Here is a 20,027-nt window from a genome sequence, read left to right on the forward strand (position 1 = left end):
GTTTGACGACTACGCCGTCTTCACGCCCGCGACCACGCCTGCGGGCTCCTCGCTCAACCAGCGATAGATCACCCCGCCCAGCGCGCCGCCGATCAGCGGTGCGACCCAGAACAGCCAGAGCTGCGCCGTCGCCCAGCCGCCGACGAACAGCGCGGGGCCCGTGCTGCGCGCCGGGTTCACCGAGGTGTTGGTGACGGGGATGCTGACCAGATGGATCATCACCAGCGCAAGCCCGATCGCGAGCGGTGCGAAGCCTGCGGGCGCGCGGCCGTGAGTGGCGCCCATGATGATGAACAGGAACATCATTGTCATCACCACCTCGGTGAGGAAGCACACGATCATGCTGTACTGGCCGGGCGAATGCGCATCATAGCCGTTGGATGCGAAACCCTTGCCGACGTCGAATCCGGGGGCCCCGTGCGCGATGACATAGAGCAGCCATGCGGCCACGATCGCGCCAAGCACCTGGGCGATCACATAGGGCAGGATCTGGCCCGCCGGGAAACGCCCGCCGGCAGCGAGACCGACCGTGACGGCCGGATTGAGGTGGCAGCCGGAGATGTGGCCGATCGCATAGGCCATGGTGACCACACTCAGTCCAAAGGCCAGCGAGACGCCCACCAGGCCGATGCCGACCTGGGGAAAGCCGGCGGCGATCACCGCACTCCCGCAACCTGCGAATGTGAGCCAAAAAGTGCCGATGGCTTCGGCAGCGTATTTTTTCATGTCCATTGTCGTCCCCTGCTTTCAAAGATTCCGGAACAAAGCTCCGGAAACGGCCCCACCCTTGGCGTCAAATCTCCCAAATCAGGGCCGCACGGAGATATTTTGCCTTATTTAATGGCTGAACTTGGCCCGAATCCCCGCTTGGCCGGTGGACATCCCGGGTTTTGTCTGATACATCCGCGCGCTCAAGGTTAAGGGCTTGCGCGTTTCGCCATCCCCTTCGTCTTACCAGAATTCAAATCCGATCCACTGAAGAGGATGCCGCGTGCAGGTTCTCGTTCGCGATAACAATGTCGATCAAGCCCTCAAGGCGCTGAAGAAGAAGATGCAGCGCGAGGGGATTTTCCGCGAGATGAAGCTCCGCGGTCACTACGAAAAGCCCTCCGAGAAGAAGGCCCGCGAAAAGGCCGAAGCCGTGCGCCGCGCGCGCAAGCTGGCCCGCAAGAAGCTGCAGCGTGAAGGCCTGCTGCCGATGAAGCCGAAGCCGGTGTTCGGCGCCGGCCCCGGCGGTGATCGCGGCGGTCGTGGCGGCCCAGGTGCAGGTCCGCGCGGACCGCGCTGATCTTACCGGATCTTGCAAGTTCTTCAGTTTTCGATGACGCGGGCCACTGGCCCGCGTTATTGTTTGTAAGCGGTGCCTTCTGAGACGGCGCACTCCTGATGCGGCGCTACAGCGCGATGAGACTAGGACGAATGATCATCGCGCTTTAGGTTGTTGGGCACGATCTCCGCGCAAAGGCGTTCGGCGTTTGTCGCGAGGGAAAGCGCTTCACACTGTTCCGGATCATGCTCTAGCGCGAGCGAACCGTAGATGGCCTCCCCCTTCCCCGAGCGCGGCTTGGCACGGCTACGCCAGATCTGGCAGCGGCCGTTCGCCCTGGCTTTGATGGGGATCGCGCTGGGCGGCTGCTCCTTCGATCTGGGATCATTGATGCCGGAGAAGGACAAGCCGCAGGAAGCCCCCAAGGCCTCCGCGCCCGCTGAGAGCGCGGTCAGCACGGGCAACGTCGCCGAGGCCCAGGCCCATACCGCAAAGGCCCAATCGCTGGCGAAGTCGGGCGAGACCGCGGCGGCGCTCGACGAGTTCAATCGGGCGGTCGGGCTCGATCCCTACAACGCGCAGGCGCTCTACGGCCGCGCCCTGATCTATCAGGCCAATAACCAGCACGATTTCGCCATCGCCGATTTCAGCGCTGCGAGCGGGCTCAACCCGCAGAAGGTCGAGCCGCTGCTCGGCCGCGCCACCAGCTATCTCGCGCTCGGCAAGGTCAAGGAAGCCGCAGCCGACCTGGATGAAGCCTCCGAGGCCGATCCGCACAACGCCCAGGTCTGGACCACGCGCGGACAGGCTTACGAACGGTTGGGCGACAAGGCCAAGGCGGCGGCGTCCTACACCAGGGCTGTCTCACTGCGTCCACGCGACGACGCCGCGCGCAGCGGCCTTGCCCGCGTCGGCGGCTGACAAGTCTCAAGCGCGCGATCAGGCGCCGTCTTAGTCGGGGGTGGCGGTCTTCGGCAGAACGGAGTGGAACATCGACTTCATGCCCGACAGCATCTCATCGGCGACATTGGTCTTCTTCGGCCGGGGCATGGAGGCACCGGCGTCGGCGCGCAGATCAAGCGGCGGCGCAATCACCGGCACGGGAATGTCAGCCGGCGGCGTCATCCGATTCGGGTCGTCGTTGCCGATCGAGGCTGTGTAGGGCGGCGACGAACCGCCATTGCCATACGTCTCGGGCGAGGGCGTGGACACCGTGATCGGCGGCGGCAGCGGACGTACCACTGCGGGCTCGGTCGTGACGGTACGCGGGGCCTCGGGAACGCGGGTGGCTTCGCGCACTGCGGGCTCGGAGGTCCGATCGACCGGCTTGATCTCGGCAGCCTTTTCGGCAGCTTTGGCCTCGGCAGCTTTGCCCTCAGGCGACTTGCGCAGCCGCTCGATGGCGGCACGAGCCAGATCGTTGGCGTCAGGGGTCGCAGCCGGCGACGTCCCGGCCGGCGCGGAATTGGCCTCCACCACCGGAACGGCGGTGGACTTCGCCGCGGCCTTCTCACGCGCCGGGGGCCGGCCGTGCGAAGGGGTCTCGGCGGGCGCGATGTCCGCAGCCTTGGTCTCAGGCTTTTCGCTGGGCTTCTCGGCCGCTGCCTTGTCGGTCCCAGCCTTGTCGGTCCCAGCCTTCTCGGAAATGCTCTTCTCGGGGATGCCCTTGGCCTTGACGCCGGGCCCCGGGAGATTGGCGACATCGGCGGGCTTGCCGTTCTTGCCGGCCTCGGCAGGCGCCACGACGGCCGCAGGGGCATCGGCCGCCGGCTTGGCGTTGATATAGTGGTTAACGATGTAAGCCCCGATGATCGTCGCGAGCACCGAGGGGAAAATATCCATCGAAATTTTAGCGAGGTATTTCAGCATTCCGGCCACTCCCCGCGCGATCTGATGCGGGAACTTTGGGGCATTGTAAGGGATCAACTGCGACGGATCGATGGCAAGTGGTAAGGTCGGATTTACGGCTTCAGCTCGATCTCAAGGAACACGATCTCGGTTGAGGTTTCGTTAAGTACGTCATGCTGGACCCCGGCCTTCCGGAAATAGGATTTGCCGGCCGCCAGCTGGGCCTTGGATCGTTCGCCGCCGGGGGCCACGATGGTCATTTCCCCCGCCACCACGGGAACAATGACATAGTCCATGCCGTGGGTGTGATGTCCGGTGGCACCGCCGGGCGGAAGGCGCCATTCCGTCACCCGGACCTCCTCATTGTCGACCTGAACCTCGGACTTGGCAGCAAGCATCGGAAACTCCCCTACGGCATGATCCGCCCCCGAAGGGCCGCCTTGGCGCAGAGCGCTCGGGCGGCCTTCTGGAGCGATCACGCCCAAGCCGTGACCTAGCGCGTTTGCACTTTAGGGCACGAAAACCATGAACACGTAGACGGCAAATACCACCATATGGACCAGCCCGAACAGGACGTTTGTTCTGCCCGTGCCGAAGGTCAGCATGCTCAGGAAGAAGGTCAGGAGCAAGAGCACGCTGCCCTGGGCGCTGAGGCCAAGCTCGAGCTCCTTGTCGAGCGCGTAGGTGGCAATGCCGACGGCCGGGATCGTCAGCCCGATGGTGGCCAGGGACGAGCCGAGCGCGAGGTTGATGCTCTTCTGGAGGTCGTTCTTGCGGGCCGCAGCGACGGCCGCGACACCTTCGGGCATCAGGATCAGGAGCGCGACCAAAAGGCCGGCAAAGGCCGGCGGCGCGCCGATCTTGGCTGCAACGGCATCGACCACCAGCGAGAATTTCTTGGCAAGCAGCACCACCGCCAAGAGCGCAATCAGCAGCAGCACGATGCTGAGCGTGAACATCCTGCCGGACAGATGCGCCGCGCCGCTCCCCCCGTCCGCCCGTTCATGGACGAAGTAGTCCTTGTGAAGGACGGTCTGGGTGTAGAGGAACACCCCGTACAGTGCGAGCGTGACCACGTCGACGAAACCGAGCTGAGCTGCCGAATAGACCGGCCCCGGGGTGCTGGTCGTGTAGTTCGGCATGATCAGCGTGATGGTCGCAAGCGCGAACAGGACGCTGAGATAGACGTTGGCGCCGGAGAGCTGAAACCCCTGCTCGCGATAGCGCAGGCCGCCGATGAAGATGCAGAGCCCGACGAGGCCATTGCAGACGATCATGACCACGGCGAACACCGTGTCGCGCGCCAGTTCCGGCGCGGGCTTGTCACCCAGCATGATCGTGGTGATCAGCGCCACCTCGATGATTGTCACCGAGAGCGTCAGCACCAGCGTGCCATAGGGTTCGCCGACCCGTTCGGCGATCACTTCGGCATGATGAACCGCAGCGAACACCGTGCCGAACAGGATGACGAGCAGGACGGTCGCAAAGACGAGCCCGCCCAGCGAGAGCGTGAACACGTAGTCCGTCGCGCCAACGGCTGCGAACAACAGCACGGCCAGCGCCGGAAAGATCCAGGCAGACCGGGGCATCGGATCATGCGCGCTCATCCACCGGCTCCATTTGCTGGATGAGCAGTATCAAATCGGGCGCGAGATTCAATGCCAGCGCAGGATCGGCGCGACCGGCAGCAGGGTCAGCAGCAGGAACAGCGGGATCAGCACGGCACCGGCCCGCAGGAGATAGCCGAAGAAACTCGGCATCTCGATGCCGTTCTCGCTGGCGATGCTGCTCACCATGAAGTTCGGCGCGTTGCCGATATAGGTGAGCGCCCCCATATAGACCGCGCCCATGGAGATTGATGCAAGCGTGCCCGAGAGTTGATGCATCAGCACCTGCGGGTCGCCGCCGGCGAGCTCGAAGAACAACAGATAGGTCGGCGCATTGTCGAGGAATGCCGACATCAGTCCAGTGAACCAGAAATAGGCGACTTCGCGCGGCGCGCCGTCCGGCCCCGTCACGGCCGACAGCAGCCAGGCGAAGGCGCCGTCGTGGCCGGCGTTAAGCATGGCAATGACCGGAATGATGGCAACGAAGATGCCCGCGAACAGTTTTGCGACCTCGCGGATCGGCTCCCAGGTGAAGCCGTTGGCCTGCCTGTGCTCGTCCGGCGTCAGCCACACCGACAGTGCTGCGATGGCCAGCAGCACCAGATTGCGCGCGAGATCCTCCAGCTCGAGCTTCGTCCCGAGAACATCGAAGGCGACGCCGGGCTTCCACATTGCCGACACCAGAAGGCTCGCGACGATGGCCGCGATCAGCACCAGATTGACGAGGCCGCGGATCCGGACCGGCTCCCTGGGGCCGGTGTCGCCCGGCAGCGGCTCGCCGCGGAAACGCCAGAAGTCGATGACGGCAAAGATCGCGAGCAGCAGCCCGGCCACGATCGCGGTCTGTAACCAGATGGTCCGCGTGGTCCAGAAGAAGTCGACCCCGTGCAGGAAACCGACGAACAGCGGGGGATCGCCGAGCGGGGTCAACGCGCCGCCGACATTGGCAACCAGGATGATGAAGAAGATGACGACATGGGCGTTGTGGCGCCGCGGCCGGTTGGCGCGAATCAGCGGGCGGATCAGGATCATCGCCGCACCCGTGGTGCCGACAATGCTTGCGCCCAGCGTCCCGAGCGCGAGGATGCCGACATTGATCGCCGGCGAGGCCTTGATGTCGCCGGTAATGAGAATGCCGCCGGCCACCACATAGAGCGAGAACAGCAGCACGATGAAACCGAGATATTCGGCGAGCAGGGCGTGCACGAGCGCCGCCAGCGTCGCCATGCTGCCGGCAAAGATCACGAGCGAAACGAGCGCCAGCAGCGACCAGGCAGCCGCGATCTTGCCATAGTGATGGTGCCAGATTTTCGGAAATAGCAGCGGTCCGAGCGCGATCGACAGCAGCAGACCGGCAAAGGGCAGCGCATAGGGCCAACGCATCGCCGCACCATCGAGCCCGGTTGCGGCCCATGCCTGCTGCGGCAGCAAGGTGAGGATGCCGGCGAGGGATACGCCCCGGAGCCGGGTAGCCAGTCGGTTATTGTTCAATGAAGCGCCTTGCCGTTGCGATCGCACCGAAACCATCGAGATTGTCATGTCCGCCGCCCGCAAAGCGAACGAACTGCTTCGGTTCATGCGCGAGCGCGAACAGACGCTCTCCGAACACGATCGAAATCGCAAGGTCAATGGTGCCATGCATGACCAACAGCGGCACCGTGACGCGCGCGATGCGCCGGTCGGAATGAAACGGATCGCGCATCAGCAGGCGCACCGGAACGAACCAGAACGAGGAAGCTGCAACATCGACCGTCGATGTATAGGGGGCCTCCAGGATGAGCTTTGCAACACGATGCTCCGAGGCAAGCGCGACCGCCACGCCGGTCCCCAGCGAAAAGCCCCAGGCGACGATTCGTTCCGCTTCATAGCGCGCGGTGGTGAAGGCATAGGCGGCTGCGGCATCGCGCAGCAGGCCCTGTTCGCTCGGCGCCCCGCTCGAGCCGGCATAGCCGCGGTAAGACAGGGCGACGAGGCCGGTGCCGTCGGCCGTCATCGCCTTGAAGCGATCGATGCGGCCGGCGAGAAAATCGCCATTGCCTGGGAAGTACAGGATCACGGGACGGCCGGGCTTGGCGGGGACGTGCCAGACGATGATTGTCTCGCCGTCGGAGGCGGTCAGGACGTGCTCTTCCGCCTCGGGATAATTCGCCGCGTCAGGGGAGGTCCGCGCGGCAGTCGGGATGGGAAACAGCATCTCGCGCTGCCGGACGTACAGAACGACGAGCGCGGCAAGATAGACGGCCACGAGCAGGATGACTGTCCATTTGGCGATGGTGATCATTGCGCGGCCCGCCCTCGATCCTCTCTCAGGGCTTGCGGCGGCTCCGCAGCAATTTGATGACGTCGGGCCGATGGCTTTCCGGTACCTCGCGACAGCCGCATGCCGCCTTGTGGGCGGCATGCCATTGGATGCGCTGTTCGCGCGTCGCCTTCACTGGCATGCGATGAGACCGGTGCCATTCCTTGTTATGGCCACGGTCCGCTTCCTTCGCGTTACATCGCCTTGACGATGTTCTCGGTGACCTTCTTGGCGTCGCCGAGCAGCATCATGGTATTGTCGCGGTAGAACAGCGGATTGTCGATACCGGCATAGCCGGAGGCGAGCGAGCGCTTGATGAACATCACGGTGCCGGCCTTCCAGACCTGGAGCACGGGCATGCCGTAGATCGGCGAGGACTTATCCTCCTCGGCCGCCGGATTGGTGACGTCGTTGGCGCCGATGACGAAGGCGATGTCAGCCTGCGCGAATTCGGAGTTGATGTCCTCGAGCTCGAACACCTCGTCATAGGGCACATTGGCTTCGGCGAGCAGCACGTTCATGTGGCCCGGCATACGGCCGGCGACCGGGTGAATGGCGTACTTCACCTCGACGCCTTCCTTCTTGAGGATGTCGGCCATCTCGCGCAGCGCGTGCTGGGCCTGCGCCACCGCCATGCCGTAGCCGGGCACGATGATGACCTTGGAGGCGTTCTTCATGATGAAGGCGGCGTCATCCGCCGAGCCGAGCTTGGCGGGCTTCTGTTCGCCGGATCCGCCACCGCCGGCCGCAGCGGTCTCGCCGCCGAAGCCGCCGAGGATGACCGAAATGAAGGACCGGTTCATCGCGTGGCACATGATGTAGGACAGGATGGCGCCGGACGAGCCCACCAGCGCGCCGGTGATGATCAGCGCGGAATTGCCGAGCGTGAAGCCGATGCCGGCTGCGGCCCAGCCCGAATAGGAGTTCAGCATCGAGATTACGACCGGCATATCGGCTCCGCCGATCGGGATGATCATGAGCACGCCCAGCGCCAGCGCCAGGATGACGATCATCCAGAAGTCGAACGCGCCGCCCGTGAGCACGAGCCGGACGATGAAGAACACCAGAGCCAATGCGAGCGCGATGTTGATGCCGTGGCGGAACGGCAGAATGATCGGTGCGCCGCTCATCCGCGCGGACAGCTTCAGGAACGCGATCACCGAGCCGGTGAAGGTCAGCGCGCCGATGGCGACGCCGAGCGACATCTCGACAAGGCTCTGCGGATGGATGTTGCCGGGCGTTCCGATGTCGAAAGCCTCAGGCGCGTAAAACGCACCGGCGGCGACCAGCACCGCGGCCATGCCGACCAGCGAGTGGAAGGCGGCGACGAGCTCCGGCATCGAGGTCATCGGCACGCGCCGTGCGATCACCGCACCGATCGCAGCGCCGATCGCGATGCCGACGATCACCAGCACCCAGGCCAGACCGTCTGCCGGCGGATGATTGGCAAGCGTGGTGGCGACCGCGATCGCCATGCCGATCATGCCGAACAGATTGCCCTGGCGCGACGACGCCGGGCTCGACAGCCCGCGCAGCGACAGGATGAACAGCACTCCCGCCACGAGATACAAAAATGCAGAGAGGTTGGCGCTCATCTCAGGTCCCCATTGATCCCATCAGCCCGAGGTGGCCGCTTACTTCGACTTCTTCTTGTACATCGCCAGCATGCGCTGGGTGACAAGGAAGCCGCCGAAGATGTTGATGCAGGCAAAGATCAGCGCAACGAAGCCGAAGGCACGCGCCCAGCCCGAGCCGCTCGAAACATTGGCGACGCCGCCGGCAAGCAGCGCACCGACCACGATCACCGAGGAGATCGCGTTGGTCACGCTCATCAGCGGCGTATGCAGCGCGGGCGTCACCGACCACACCACGAAATAGCCGACGAAGACGGCGAGGACGAAGATCGACAGCCGGAAGATGAAGGGGTCGACGACCTGTGCAGCATGCTCCATGGCGGGTCTCCTTATGCCTTCGGCTGGAAGTTCGGGTGGATCACAGCGCCGTCCTTGGTCAGCGCCGTGGCCTTGACGAGCTCGTCATCCCAGTTCACGGCGAGCTTCTTCTCTTTCTTGTCGACCATGGTCTCGATGAAGGAGAACAGGTTGCGTGCGTAGAGGCTGGAGGCCGAGGCGGCAACGCGGCCGGCGACGTTGGTGTAGCCGACGATCTTGATGCCATCGACGTCGACGACCTCGCCGGGCTTTGCACCCTCGACATTGCCGCCGCGCTCGACGGCGAGATCGACCAGCACCGAGCCCGGCTTCATCGACTTGACCATCTCACCGGAGACGAGCTTCGGCGCCGGACGGCCCGGGATCAGCGCGGTGGTGATCACGATGTCTTGCTTCTTGATGTGCTCGGCGGTGAGCGCGGCCTGCTTGGCCTGGTACTCTTTGGACATTTCCTTGGCGTAGCCGCCGGCGGTCTGCGCGTTCTTGAACTCTTCGTCCTCGACCGCGAGGAATTTCGCACCGAGCGATTCGACCTGCTCCTTGGTGGCGGGACGCACGTCGGTGGCGGTCACGACGGCGCCCAGGCGGCGCGCGGTCGCGATCGCCTGCAGGCCGGCGACGCCGACGCCCATCACGAACACTTTTGCGGCAGGCACGGTACCGGCGGCGGGCATCATCATCGGGAAGGCGCGGCCGAAAGCTTCGGCGCCCTCGATCACGGCGCGGTAGCCGGCAAGGTTCGCCTGCGAGGACAGCACGTCCATCACCTGTGCGCGAGTGATGCGCGGCATCAGTTCCATCGCGAAGGCAGAGACGCCGGCATCGGCCATCGCCTTCAGCGCGGCCTCATTGCCGTAGGGATCCATGATGGCGATGACGAGCGCGCCGCGCTTGTACTGCGACAACTCGGAGGCTTCGGGACGCTTCACCTTGATGATGATGTCGGCATCCTTCAGCGCATCTGCGCTGACGGTGGCGCCAGCCGCGGTGAATTCGGAATCCGGCAGGCCCGACTTGATGCCGGCGCCCGGCTCGACGGCGATCTCGGCGCCTAACGCCTTAAACTTCTTCACCGTATCAGGCGAAGCGGCGACACGCGGCTCCGACGGATCGATTTCCTTGGCAACGGCGATCTTCATAGGCCCTCCGGCGACGCGGGACAAAGCGCGCACGCAAACTTAGCGTCACTCCCGCAACGTTGGATACCGGTTTTGGCACCGGCTTGAATGCAAATTTTATGAGCACCGACGACGCTGGCGGTGCAGCAGGCGAAGGATCAGGTGAGGAAGATCGCCATCAGGATCACGATGAGCGCGACCGAAGCCGTGCCGTACTTCACCAGCTTGATGAAGCCCTCGTAGGTCTGCTCGTGAGCAACGTAATCGTTGCCGTCGGCGGTGCTGTACGCCACTTCGCTATGGTCAGCCATGATGGTATGTCCCCAGTCGAAAGTCCAATTCTTGGGCTGGGATACCGCAAAGTTTCGGGCAGGGCAACGGCACGCGGGCGGGGTTTTGCCGCAAATCAGGTCATTTGGAATTCCAATTGCCGAAATTCGGGCTCTCGTCGTGCTCAACCCTGATCGATCATTGTAGCAGCGCGGCTCTCGGTCCGTGACCGGAGCGGCGGAAGGCCGAGCGCCTCGCGCACCTCGTCGACGGCGGTCTCCCCCGCCGCGGTGAACCGCGCCATCCGCGGGGCCGTACCGGGACCGACCGCCACGGCATGGTCGCCGGCCAGGAAGCCATGGGTCATGTGAAACCCGAGCGCGCGATAAACCTCGAACTGCTCCTCCGAGAAGAACTGATCGCCGGTGGTCTCGTGGGGAAACGTGCCGTTCCGCCGCGCATAGTCGCGGATGTAGTCATTCTCATCGCTGGAGAGCGATGACTTGATGTAGACGAGATAGCCTTTGTCATCGCCGCCATAATCGATGACGCCGATCGCGACATGGACGTGTTCCTTCGATGCCTGCTCCGAGGTCTCAGGGGACGTTGGCGCGGAGGTCTGGTCCGCATTCTCGGCCATGATGGCGCGTGTGCGGTCGCGGATCGGGGTCCAGGGCAGATCGATCCGGACGCCGAGATCGATGCGGGCGTAGCGCTGCAGCTTCATCAGCGAGGCGAAATTCATCGGCGCGTCGGCCTCGGCGTCGACCGCGACGATCACCCGGCAGCGGCGGCGCAGCAGCTCATAGACGCCGAGATTTTCGATGTGGCCACCATCGGTGAGATAGACGCCGTCGCTGTTCTCGTAGAGGCGGCCCGAGATTTCCGACCACAGGAATAGCGGCGTGGAGCGGCGCTGCGGCCGGGTGGTGGCCTCGACATAGCGCGGGTTGCCCAGCCAATAGCCGAGCCGCACGTTCAACAGCGCGAGCGTCGGCGTCAGCGCCTTGATCGAGTTCGAGCCCATGTTCGAAGACGCCGCCGCCCCCGAGATCGCCATGGCGGTGGCGAGGTCGAGGCTTTGCTCGAGACGCTCGACAGCCTGCGTCCTGGCGTAGCGCGTCGCCTCGCTGCCGACATAGAGCGGTGAGAAGACGAAAAAGTCTGCATTGCGACCGCGCCGGTTGGCGAAGTCGGAGCCCTGGATGTTCAGCGCGGTGTTGATGAGGTGATAGGGCGCCCCCAGCTTCGGCGCAGCTGGCTGATTACCCGGCACGGCGCCGTCATTGGCGATTGCGTAGAGCTCGCTCAACTTCATGCGGTCGAGCGGCTTGAAATCACGCCCCTGGTCGAGGCTCGCCTCGGCGCGCGCGATATTGCCGTCTGCCGAACGATCGGGGTCGAACAGAAAGGCCTTGCTGAGCCGATCGCGGTACAGGCGGTGCAGCGAATTCGCGTTCGGCGTCAACGACCAGGAGATCGCAAACAGCAGCAGGCCGACGAGCGCATAAAGGATCACCAGGGGCAGGCTGTGCGAATATCCGGAACCTGCATCCGCCCAATGGAATTGCCGTGCGATGTTGCCCGCGGCGAATCTGAGCCAGGCCGGCACGTGAGATACCGGCGTCAGCCACTCCATCGTCGCCGTCGGTGCGGCGGGCTGCGGCGTGATCTCGGCCGAGAAGGTGCCTGCGCCCGCGTCGAACGCAATCTTGCCGGCCAGATTGCCCGATACGGGCAAGGTCGATTTGCTGGCGGCAAGACAGCTCCTCTGCCCGACGGTGGCCAGCGGCGCCTGGCATTTTTCGAGCGGGTCGTTGGCGATGCCCCAATAGGCCAGATAGAGGTAAGCGACCCAGATGATCAGCGGCAGCGCGAGGCCCGCGATCCACAGCGCGATCTTGGCAGCGATCGCGAGCACCAGCGAGCCCCATTGCGACGACACGCTGTTGCCCTTGAGGAATTCAGCGAATTGCTGCCTGAAGGCCGTGACGAACACGCCAATCGGCGCGGCGATCGCAGCGAGGGACTTGATCCAGGTGACCGCGACACCACCGACCGGGCTGCCGATCGCATCGCCGTCGACGACGTCGAACATCTGCGACAGCATGAACGGCTGGAACTCGAAGAATGCGATCACCGCAAGCAGCACCAGGAAAGTGGCGCCGGCGGTCGGCCAATGCGAGCGAAACTCCTGGCGCTTTTCCGGACTCGCAAACGACTGCTTGAGCGCCCAGCCGAAGAACAGGCCGACGCCGATGATGGCGGTCGCCAGCGTCAGCGCGAAATGCTTGATCTGCAGGACGCGTGCGAAGTCACAGGCGATACCGAGCAGGAACGCGATCGCCGCGGCATAGGTGAAGAAGACGGTCGGGCCGATGCCGCGCTCGGCGCGCGCGAGCAGATAGGCAATTCCGCCGCAGGCAAGCAGCACCAGCGCGACGATGGTGCCGATCGCCGTGAAGCCGAAGCGGTCTGCGATCCAGCCGAAATGGTGCAACTCGCACTGCGGCAGTGCGCCGTCGGCGAGATCGACACCGAAGAAGTTGGCGACGGTCAGGCAGCTCCGTAGCGGCGTCGACCAGATCGTGACCGCAGCGAGCAGCAGCACGATCGGCAGCGTCAGTCCGATATTGGCGATCAGGCCACGCGCAACGATCGCGATCCCGGTCAAAAGATCGCGGAAGCCGGCCGGGATCAGGTAGTTGGAGTAGTTCCTGATATGGCCGACCGACGGCGTGTCGCTGATCTCGCTTGCGGTCGCCGTGCCGCCCGCCGGCCGCTGGCCAAACACGAAACGCCCTGTCACCGTCATGGTCGTGCTGAGCGAAGTGCCGATGTAGCCGCCGCCCGACACGGTGGAGAGATAGTCGATCCGCCCGATCAGATCGTGGTGGTTCAACGCCTGGAGCACGCCGAGACACATCGCCGAGGAGCGGATGCCGCCGCCGGACAGAGCGAGCCCGACGACGTCGAGCATCTGGCAGGCTTCGACGCGGTCGGGATTGATCTGCCGCGTCGCCTCGCGGCGCGTGTTGATCGCCTCGATCTCGTCGCGCACAATTTGCTGGTGCTTCTCGCACCAGGGCGTTTCCTCTTCGAAGGCCGCGGCGTTCCGCGCGGCCTCAGGTCGCGGAACTTGTCCCTGGTCGGGCATCATGACCTCCCGGACGGCAATGGGCGATCGGCAATCAAAAGTTGAAGAAATACCTCAAATATCTATAGGGTTAGTCTCGCCTCTGGCCCTAACGTTCAATGCCAGCGAGCAGGATCCCGGGACCGGTCGTCTCGAGGTCGCGTCAAAATGCGCCGGCTGAAAATACGGGGCGGCTGGCGACAGATGCTCGAAGCCGGCCAAATCGCGCAGTCCACGCGGCTCAGCCCATCGCCTCCAGCTCGTCGATCATCCCGGCGATGACGGATAGACCGCCGTCCCAGAACTTCGGGTCCTTGGCATCGAGCCCGAACGGCCGCAGCAGCTCGGAATAATGCTTGGTGCCGCCGGCGGCGAGCATGTCGAGATAGCGCTCGGCGAATCCTTCGGCCGCGTTCTCGTAGACGGCATAAAGCGAGTTCACGAGACAATCGCCGAAGGCGTAGGCGTAGACGTAGAACGGCGAGTGGATGAAGTGCGGGATGTACATCCAGTAGTTCTCATAGCCCGCCTTGATCTCGATCGCGGGCCCCAGGCTCTCGCCCTGCACCGACAGCCAGATCTCGCCGAGCCGCGTCGCGGTGAGCTCGCCGTTCTTGCGCTCGGTGTGAACCGCGCGTTCGAACGAATAGAACGCGATCTGCCGCACCACGGTGTTGATCATGTCCTCGACCTTGCCGGCCAGCAGCGCCTGGCGCTGCTTGGCGGCGCTCTTGGTCTGCGCCAGCAGCCGCCGGAACGTCAGCATCTCGCCGAACACGCTGGCGGTCTCAGCCAGCGTCAGCGGCGTCGGCGCCATCAGCGCGCCGTTCTTCGCCGCCAGCACCTGATGCACGCCATGGCCGAGCTCGTGGGCGAGCGTCATCACGTCGCGCGGCTTGCCCTGGTAGTTCATCAGCACATAGGGGTGCGCGGACGGCGTGGTCGGATGCGAGAACGCGCCCGGCGCCTTGCCCGGACGCACCGGCGCGTCGATCCAGCGGTCGGTGAAGAAGCGCTCGGCGATGTCGGCCATTTTTGGCGAGAAGCCGCGATAGGCCGTCAGCACCATGCGTTGCGCCTCCGGCCAAGCGATGACGTCGGTCGCCGCAAACGGCAGCGGCGCATTGCGGTCCCAATAGGCCAGCCGCTTCTTGCCGAACCACTTCGCCTTCAGCGCGTAATAGCGATGCGACAATTTTGGATAGGCCGCGCGCACGGAGGCCACCAGCGCATCCACCACCTCGCGCTCGACGCGGTTGTTGAGGTGCCGGGAATCGGCGACGTCCTGAAAACCGCGCCAGCGGTCCGAGATGTCCTTGTCCTTGGCGAGCGTATTGGTGATCAGCGCAAAGGTGCGCTCATTGGCCTTGAAGGTTTTTGCCAGCGCTTCGGCTGCGCTCTTGCGCTTGGCGCCGTCGCGATCCTGCAGCAGGTTGAGCGTCGGCTCGATCGCGAGCTCCTTGGAGCCGACCTTGAAACGCAGGCCGGAGATGGTCTGGTCGAACAGCCGGTTGAAGGCGGAATAGCCGGTCTGCGCCTTCTCAAGAAAAAGCTGCTCGAGCTTGTCGTCGAGCTGATATGGCTTCTCCTTGCGCAGATCCTCGATCCATGGGCGGTAATGCGCGAGCTCAGGCGCCTGCATCGCGCGGTTCAAAATATCGTCATCGACGCGATTGAGCTCGAGCGCGAAGAACAGAAGATGCGTGGACGCCGCCGTCAGCCGCTCGGAGACGTCGCCGTAAAACTTTGAAATCGCTGGGTCCACGCTGTCGCCGGCGTGAACGAGCCCGGCGTAGGAGCCGAGGCGGCCGGCGAGATCGTCGATCGCCTCATAGCGTCGCACGGCTTCCGCGAGCCACTTTCCGCCATCTTCGTTTGCTGTCCCTGTCGCCAGCTTGCCCTTGTAGTCCGTCTCGAACGCGATGCAGTCGGCATCCATCCTGTCGAGATCGCGCGCCACTTGCGGCGCGTCGATCCCGGAATAGAGGTCGGTGAGGTTCCACTCGGGAAGCTTGCCGGTCTTGCTCGCAGCTTTGGAGGGTTTTGCCTTGGCGGCGGATTTCTTGGTGCTTGGCTTGCGGAGAGCGGGCTTGTTGGAGGCGGACTTCTTGGAAGCGGGCTTGGAGCGCGAATTCATTGTGTGGGAAACCTGTGTTCAACAATCGCGACGGCGGGCGGGGGCATCAAGGTTTAAGAGTGTGTTAATCGGCTTCGGCCAGAGTGCCCCGATTCGAGACAGATAGTAGTAGCGTGCGGGGAACACCATGGCTGCCTGTATTTTGATCGCCGACGACGACGCTGTAGCCCGCCGGCTGGTCGAGAACATGGTGCAGAAATGCGGCTATGAGACGGTCGTCGTCGACTCCGGCGACGCAGCCATCGCCGCCCTCACCGCTCCCGACGCTCCGGCCATCGACGGTGTCATCCTCGATCTCGTGATGCCCGGCCTCGACGGCATGGGCGTGCTGGCCAAAATCCGCGAAGCGGGCCTCAGCGTGCCCGTCATCGTGCAGACCGCCCACGGCGGCATCGACAACGTGATCTCGGCGATGCGCGCAGGCGCGGCCGATTTCGTGGTCAAGCCGGTCGGCCTGGAGCGACTTCAGGTTTCGCTGCGCAATGCTCTCAACACCTCGGCGCTCAAGGGCGAATTGCAACGCATCCGCCACAGCCGCGAGGGCCGGCTGACCTTCTCCGATATCATCACCCGCGCCGAGGCGATGGCACCGGTGATGCGCGCCGCGCAGAAGGCGGCGAACTCCTCGATACCCGTTCTGATCGAAGGCGAGTCCGGCGTCGGCAAGGAGATGTTCGCGCGCGCCATCCATGGCAGCGGCGAGCGCAAGGCAAAGCCGTTCGTCGCCGTCAATTGCGGCGCGATCCCCGACAACCTCGTCGAGTCCATTCTGTTCGGCCACGAAAAGGGTGCCTTCACCGGCGCCACCGAACGGCACATGGGCAAGTTCGTCGAGGCCCATGGCGGCACGCTCTTCCTGGACGAGGTCAGCGAGCTGCCGCTGACCGCGCAGGTCAAGCTGCTGCGTGCGCTCCAGGAAGGCGCCGTCGAGGCCGTCGGCGGCCGCAAGCCCGTCAAGGTCGACGTCCGCATCGTCTCGGCAACCAATCGCCGGCTGCTGGAGCGGGTGAAACAGGGGCACTTCCGCGAAGACCTGTTCTATCGCCTGCACGTGCTGCCGCTGACAATCCCCTCGCTTCGGGCCCGGCGCGAGGACATCCCGCATCTGCTCCGGCATTTCCTGGCCCGCTTTGCCGCCGAGGAGAACCGCCAGATCACCGGCATCAGCGGCGAGGCCATGGCGCATCTCGCCCAGCTCGAATGGCCCGGCAACATCCGCCAGCTCGAGAACGCGGTCTATCGTGCAGTGGTGATGAGCGACGGCGATCAGCTCGGCCTCAGTGATTTCCCCCTGCTCGCCTCGCAGCCGCATCCCGTCACGGAGATTCCGACCGCGCCGCTGATGCTCGAGCCGGCGGCGCCCCCTTCGGTGGTATCGGGTAGTGAAATACCGATCGCGCCCCTGCCGGCCGTGGGAACCCTCGCCATGCTGACTCCGACCGGCGATGTCCGCGCGCTGGAGGAGATGGAAAGCGAGATCATTCGCTTCGCGATCTCGCATTATCGCGGCCAGATGTCCGAGGTTGCCCGCCGCCTCAAAATCGGCCGGTCCACCCTCTACCGCAAACTCGACGAAGCCGGGGTTCCCGGACATGGCGGGGAAAGCGGCGAGGAGACGCACTGAGCCTTGTGCGAACGAAGGTTCGCCGGGCGATCCGAGAACGGCTGTAAGTCATTCGCTTGACGACGGAATTCGACCGCGCCTTGAACCGTGACTTGGAAGTGACAGACATAGGGAAAAGCGCGTGGAGCAAGCGCACAATCCGTTGCCAAGAAGCTCCCTTGAAGTCAGTTTGGCGTGAGTTGTCCCGGTTAGCGCTGGCTGCAAAATCGGGGCCTGTATATCGTCTGCGTGGGAATCGTTGCGTGCAGGCGTGCAACTTTCGAGAGGCCGGCGCGATTTAGCCGAAGCTCAATAGGCGAAAACGAAGCTGTTCCACGAGGGACAGTTCACCCGAGGGGTGCGACACAATGCGTGACTGTTTGAACCACCGTGCGGGCTTTGACCGTGTCTTGATGACGGTCGCGGCAACCTTCCTCACGGTGTCGGCCAGCTCAGCCCTGGCGCAGGATCAGGCGCGCGGCAGCGCTGCCGAACTCGCGATCGAAGCCGCGATCCCGCGTCCCGAGCCGGCCAATGTCCCGCCCCCGACGGCGGCCGACATCAAGCTCGACACCACCGCTACGGTTCAGGACTCCGCCAAGGAGCCGGCACAGGAGCCCGTCAAGGCTGACGCCGCACCTGCCCCGAGCAAGGTCGAGACCAAGCCTTCCGACGTCGCCACCACGCCCGCCGCCGAGGCGCCGAAGAGCGAAACTGCCAAGAGCGAAACTGCCAAGACCGAACCTGCCAAGACCGAGCCTGCGACGACTGAGCCTGCCAAGGCCGACACTGCGACGGCAACCCCGGCTGCGCCTGCGGCACCCGCGGCGGCTCCGGCCGCCGAGCCGGTGAAGGCCGCCAGCAACGTTCCCGCCGCCGACCAGCCGGTCGCCGACAGGCTCAAGGACATCATCGGCGCCAAGACTTCGCGCCATTTCGATCGCAAGAACGAGCGCGCGGCGATCGAGAAGTTCTATGGCGCACGCGACTACGCGCCGGTCTGGACCCAAGGCGGCAGCCTGACCGCTGCGGCCAAGGGCGTCATCGCACGGCTGAAGGATGCGGCCTCCGACGGCCTCAACCCCGCTGACTATCCGGTGCCGGATTTCGCCGGTGCCACCACGCCCGACGCGCTGGCCGATGCCGAGCTGAAGCTCACCGCCAGCATGTTCGACTATGCGCGCCAGGCCCAGAGCGGCCGCATGCATTGGTCGCAGGTCAGCGGCGACATCCTCTATCCCGATCATCCGGTCGACCCGAACGAGGTGCTCGCCAAGGTCACGACCGCGGCCGACGCTTCCGCAGCGCTCGACAGCTACAACCCGCCGCACAAGCTCTACAGGGAGCTGAAGGCGAAGCTCGCCGAGCTTCGCGGTCAGGGCAACGGCCCGGCGATCGAGATCGCCGATGGTCCCACGCTGAAATACACCCCGGCCGGCAAGAAGCAGGCCGAAGTGGTCGTGGAAGATCCGCGCGTGCCGCAGCTCCGCGCCAAGCTCGGCCTCGCCGACAACGCCGGCGACACCCGCTATGACGCCGCCGTCGCCGAAGCCGTGCGCAAATTCCAGAACAGCGCCGAGATGAAGCCGACCGGCATCCTCGACGACAAGACGGTGAAGGCGCTCAATACCCCGAAGCGCGACAAGCAGATCGACGTGGTGCTGGTCAACATGGAGCGTTGGCGCTGGCTGCCGCGCGACCTCGGTGCGCCCGCACTCGGCGACGCCTACGTGATCCTCAACATTCCCGACTATACGCTGCGGGTGATGCAGCGCGGCCAGCCGGTCTGGACCACACGCGTCGTCACCGGCAAGCCGGGCACGCACGCGACCCCGCTGCTCACCGAGACGATGAAGTACATCACGGTCAATCCGACCTGGAACGTACCGCCGTCGATCGTCTACAACGAGTACCTGCCGGCACTGCAGCAGGACCCGACCGTGCTCCAGCGCATGGGCCTCAAGCTCGAGCAGAACCGCGACGGCTCGGTGCACATTTCGCAGCCGCCCGGCGAAGCCAACGCGCTCGGCCGCATCCGCTTCAACTTCCCCAACAAGTTCCTGGTCTATCAGCACGACACGCCGGACAAGAACCTGTTCGCCAAGGAAGATCGGGCCTTCAGCCATGGCTGCATGCGCGTGCAAAATCCCGATCAATATGCGTCCGTGCTGCTCAACATCACCATGCCGAACGAGAAGTACACGCCCGAGCGCGTGCGCAGCATGTACGGCAAGAGCGAGATCGATCTGAAATTCCCGACGCCGATCCCGGTCAACATCACCTACCAGACCGCGTTCGTGGATGACGCCGGCAAGCTGCAATTCCGCAAGGACGTCTATGGCCGCGACGCGACCATGATCAACATCCTGAAGAACAACCGCGGCAAGGACCTCGAGGCCGTCGTGGCACATTCCCAGCCGAGCTATTCGCGCCCGGCAACGACCCTGCCCTCGGGCGTGGCGGTGGCCAACAATGGCGGCGGCTTCGGCTCGTCGGGGCCAAACTTCTTCGAGCGATTGTTCGGGGCGCCAACGCCGACCGCACCGCCGGCGCCCGTGGGCCGCCGGCCGCAGCGGGTGTTTACCCGCTGAGTCCTAGCTGGCGCCGTTTCAACGAAGTTTCGGCAGTGAAATCAACGACCTCGTCCTTGGACGAGGTCGTTTAACGTTAACCATCTCCTACCGTCCTTCCCACCCACCGGGCGTTTTTTTGCCACAGTCAACCGCTTAGGATTGTATTCTGACTTGGTTTGGGGGCGGGAAGGTCAACCTCGAATTAACCTTCTCGCTT

General features: G+C 64.4%; 16 protein-coding genes. 4 read left to right on the forward strand and 12 right to left on the reverse strand.

Annotated features, from left to right (window positions below; translation table 11 throughout):
* Positions 1–9: 9 nt before the first annotated feature.
* The gene (aqpZ, locus tag X268_RS27400) at positions 10–732 is read right to left on the reverse strand and encodes an aquaporin Z (protein WP_128927819.1); all 723 of its coding nucleotides are present in this window, start codon (positions 730–732) and stop codon (positions 10–12) included.
* 259 nt (positions 733–991) lie between these two features.
* Between aqpZ and rpsU the strand changes: the two genes are divergently transcribed.
* Together rpsU and X268_RS27410 are read left to right on the forward strand one after the other, a co-directional pair.
* Positions 992–1,288, forward strand: a complete 297-nt coding sequence (gene rpsU, locus X268_RS27405; protein WP_008546194.1) for a 30S ribosomal protein S21 — start codon at positions 992–994, stop codon at positions 1,286–1,288.
* Between the two features lie 249 nt (positions 1,289–1,537).
* Positions 1,538–2,188, forward strand: coding sequence for a tetratricopeptide repeat protein (locus X268_RS27410; RefSeq protein WP_128927820.1), 651 nt, complete (start codon positions 1,538–1,540; stop codon positions 2,186–2,188).
* A 30-nt stretch (positions 2,189–2,218) separates the two neighbouring features.
* Here X268_RS27410 and X268_RS27415 read toward each other — a convergent pair whose 3' ends face one another.
* The 11 genes from X268_RS27415 to X268_RS27465 all read right to left on the reverse strand — a co-directional run bounded on the left by X268_RS27415 (position 2,219) and on the right by X268_RS27465 (position 15,634).
* Complete coding sequence (locus tag X268_RS27415; protein ID WP_128927821.1) at positions 2,219–3,136, reverse strand: hypothetical protein; 918 nt, start codon at positions 3,134–3,136, stop codon at positions 2,219–2,221.
* A 92-nt stretch (positions 3,137–3,228) separates the two neighbouring features.
* Entirely contained in the window at positions 3,229–3,513 is a 285-nt protein-coding gene (locus X268_RS27420) for a cupin domain-containing protein (RefSeq protein ID WP_091956448.1), read from the reverse strand.
* 111 nt (positions 3,514–3,624) lie between these two features.
* Positions 3,625–4,722 carry a calcium:cation antiporter gene (locus tag X268_RS27425; protein WP_128927822.1) on the reverse strand — a complete coding sequence of 366 codons (1,098 nt, stop codon included), beginning with the start codon at positions 4,720–4,722 and terminating at the stop codon, positions 3,625–3,627.
* Between the two features lie 48 nt (positions 4,723–4,770).
* The gene (locus tag X268_RS27430) at positions 4,771–6,105 is read right to left on the reverse strand and encodes a sodium:proton antiporter (RefSeq protein WP_245477985.1); all 1,335 of its coding nucleotides are present in this window, start codon (positions 6,103–6,105) and stop codon (positions 4,771–4,773) included.
* 97 nt (positions 6,106–6,202) lie between these two features.
* On the reverse strand, positions 6,203–7,000 hold the full coding sequence (locus tag X268_RS27435; protein ID WP_128929405.1) for an alpha/beta hydrolase: 798 nt from the start codon (positions 6,998–7,000) through the stop codon (positions 6,203–6,205).
* 215 nt (positions 7,001–7,215) lie between these two features.
* On the reverse strand, positions 7,216–8,616 hold the full coding sequence (locus tag X268_RS27440; RefSeq protein WP_128927823.1) for an NAD(P)(+) transhydrogenase (Re/Si-specific) subunit beta: 1,401 nt from the start codon (positions 8,614–8,616) through the stop codon (positions 7,216–7,218).
* Between the two features lie 39 nt (positions 8,617–8,655).
* Positions 8,656–8,973 (reverse strand): proton-translocating transhydrogenase family protein, encoded by a 318-nt coding sequence (locus tag X268_RS27445; protein ID WP_014492434.1) that lies wholly within the window; start codon positions 8,971–8,973, stop codon positions 8,656–8,658.
* 11 nt (positions 8,974–8,984) lie between these two features.
* A complete protein-coding gene (locus X268_RS27450; RefSeq protein ID WP_128927824.1) occupies positions 8,985–10,112 on the reverse strand; it encodes a Re/Si-specific NAD(P)(+) transhydrogenase subunit alpha in 1,128 nt (375 codons plus the stop codon).
* Between the two features lie 137 nt (positions 10,113–10,249).
* Complete coding sequence (locus X268_RS27455; protein WP_018317799.1) at positions 10,250–10,402, reverse strand: aa3-type cytochrome c oxidase subunit IV; 153 nt, start codon at positions 10,400–10,402, stop codon at positions 10,250–10,252.
* A 143-nt stretch (positions 10,403–10,545) separates the two neighbouring features.
* Positions 10,546–13,518, reverse strand: a complete 2,973-nt coding sequence (locus X268_RS27460) for a patatin-like phospholipase domain-containing protein (RefSeq protein ID WP_128927825.1) — start codon at positions 13,516–13,518, stop codon at positions 10,546–10,548.
* Positions 13,519–13,738: 220 nt separating this feature from the next.
* The gene (locus X268_RS27465) at positions 13,739–15,634 is read right to left on the reverse strand and encodes a M3 family oligoendopeptidase (RefSeq protein ID WP_128927826.1); all 1,896 of its coding nucleotides are present in this window, start codon (positions 15,632–15,634) and stop codon (positions 13,739–13,741) included.
* Between the two features lie 127 nt (positions 15,635–15,761).
* Between X268_RS27465 and X268_RS27470 the strand changes: the two genes are divergently transcribed.
* Both X268_RS27470 and X268_RS27475 read left to right on the forward strand, forming a co-directional pair.
* Positions 15,762–17,258 carry a sigma-54-dependent transcriptional regulator gene (locus tag X268_RS27470; RefSeq protein WP_128927827.1) on the forward strand — a complete coding sequence of 499 codons (1,497 nt, stop codon included), beginning with the start codon at positions 15,762–15,764 and terminating at the stop codon, positions 17,256–17,258.
* Positions 17,259–17,605: 347 nt separating this feature from the next.
* The gene (locus X268_RS27475) at positions 17,606–19,828 is read left to right on the forward strand and encodes a L,D-transpeptidase family protein (RefSeq protein WP_128927828.1); all 2,223 of its coding nucleotides are present in this window, start codon (positions 17,606–17,608) and stop codon (positions 19,826–19,828) included.
* The last annotated feature ends 199 nt before the right edge of the window (positions 19,829–20,027 follow it).

The organism is Bradyrhizobium guangxiense (genome assembly GCF_004114915.1).
In the GTDB taxonomy this organism is placed as follows: domain Bacteria; phylum Pseudomonadota; class Alphaproteobacteria; order Rhizobiales; family Xanthobacteraceae; genus Bradyrhizobium; species Bradyrhizobium guangxiense.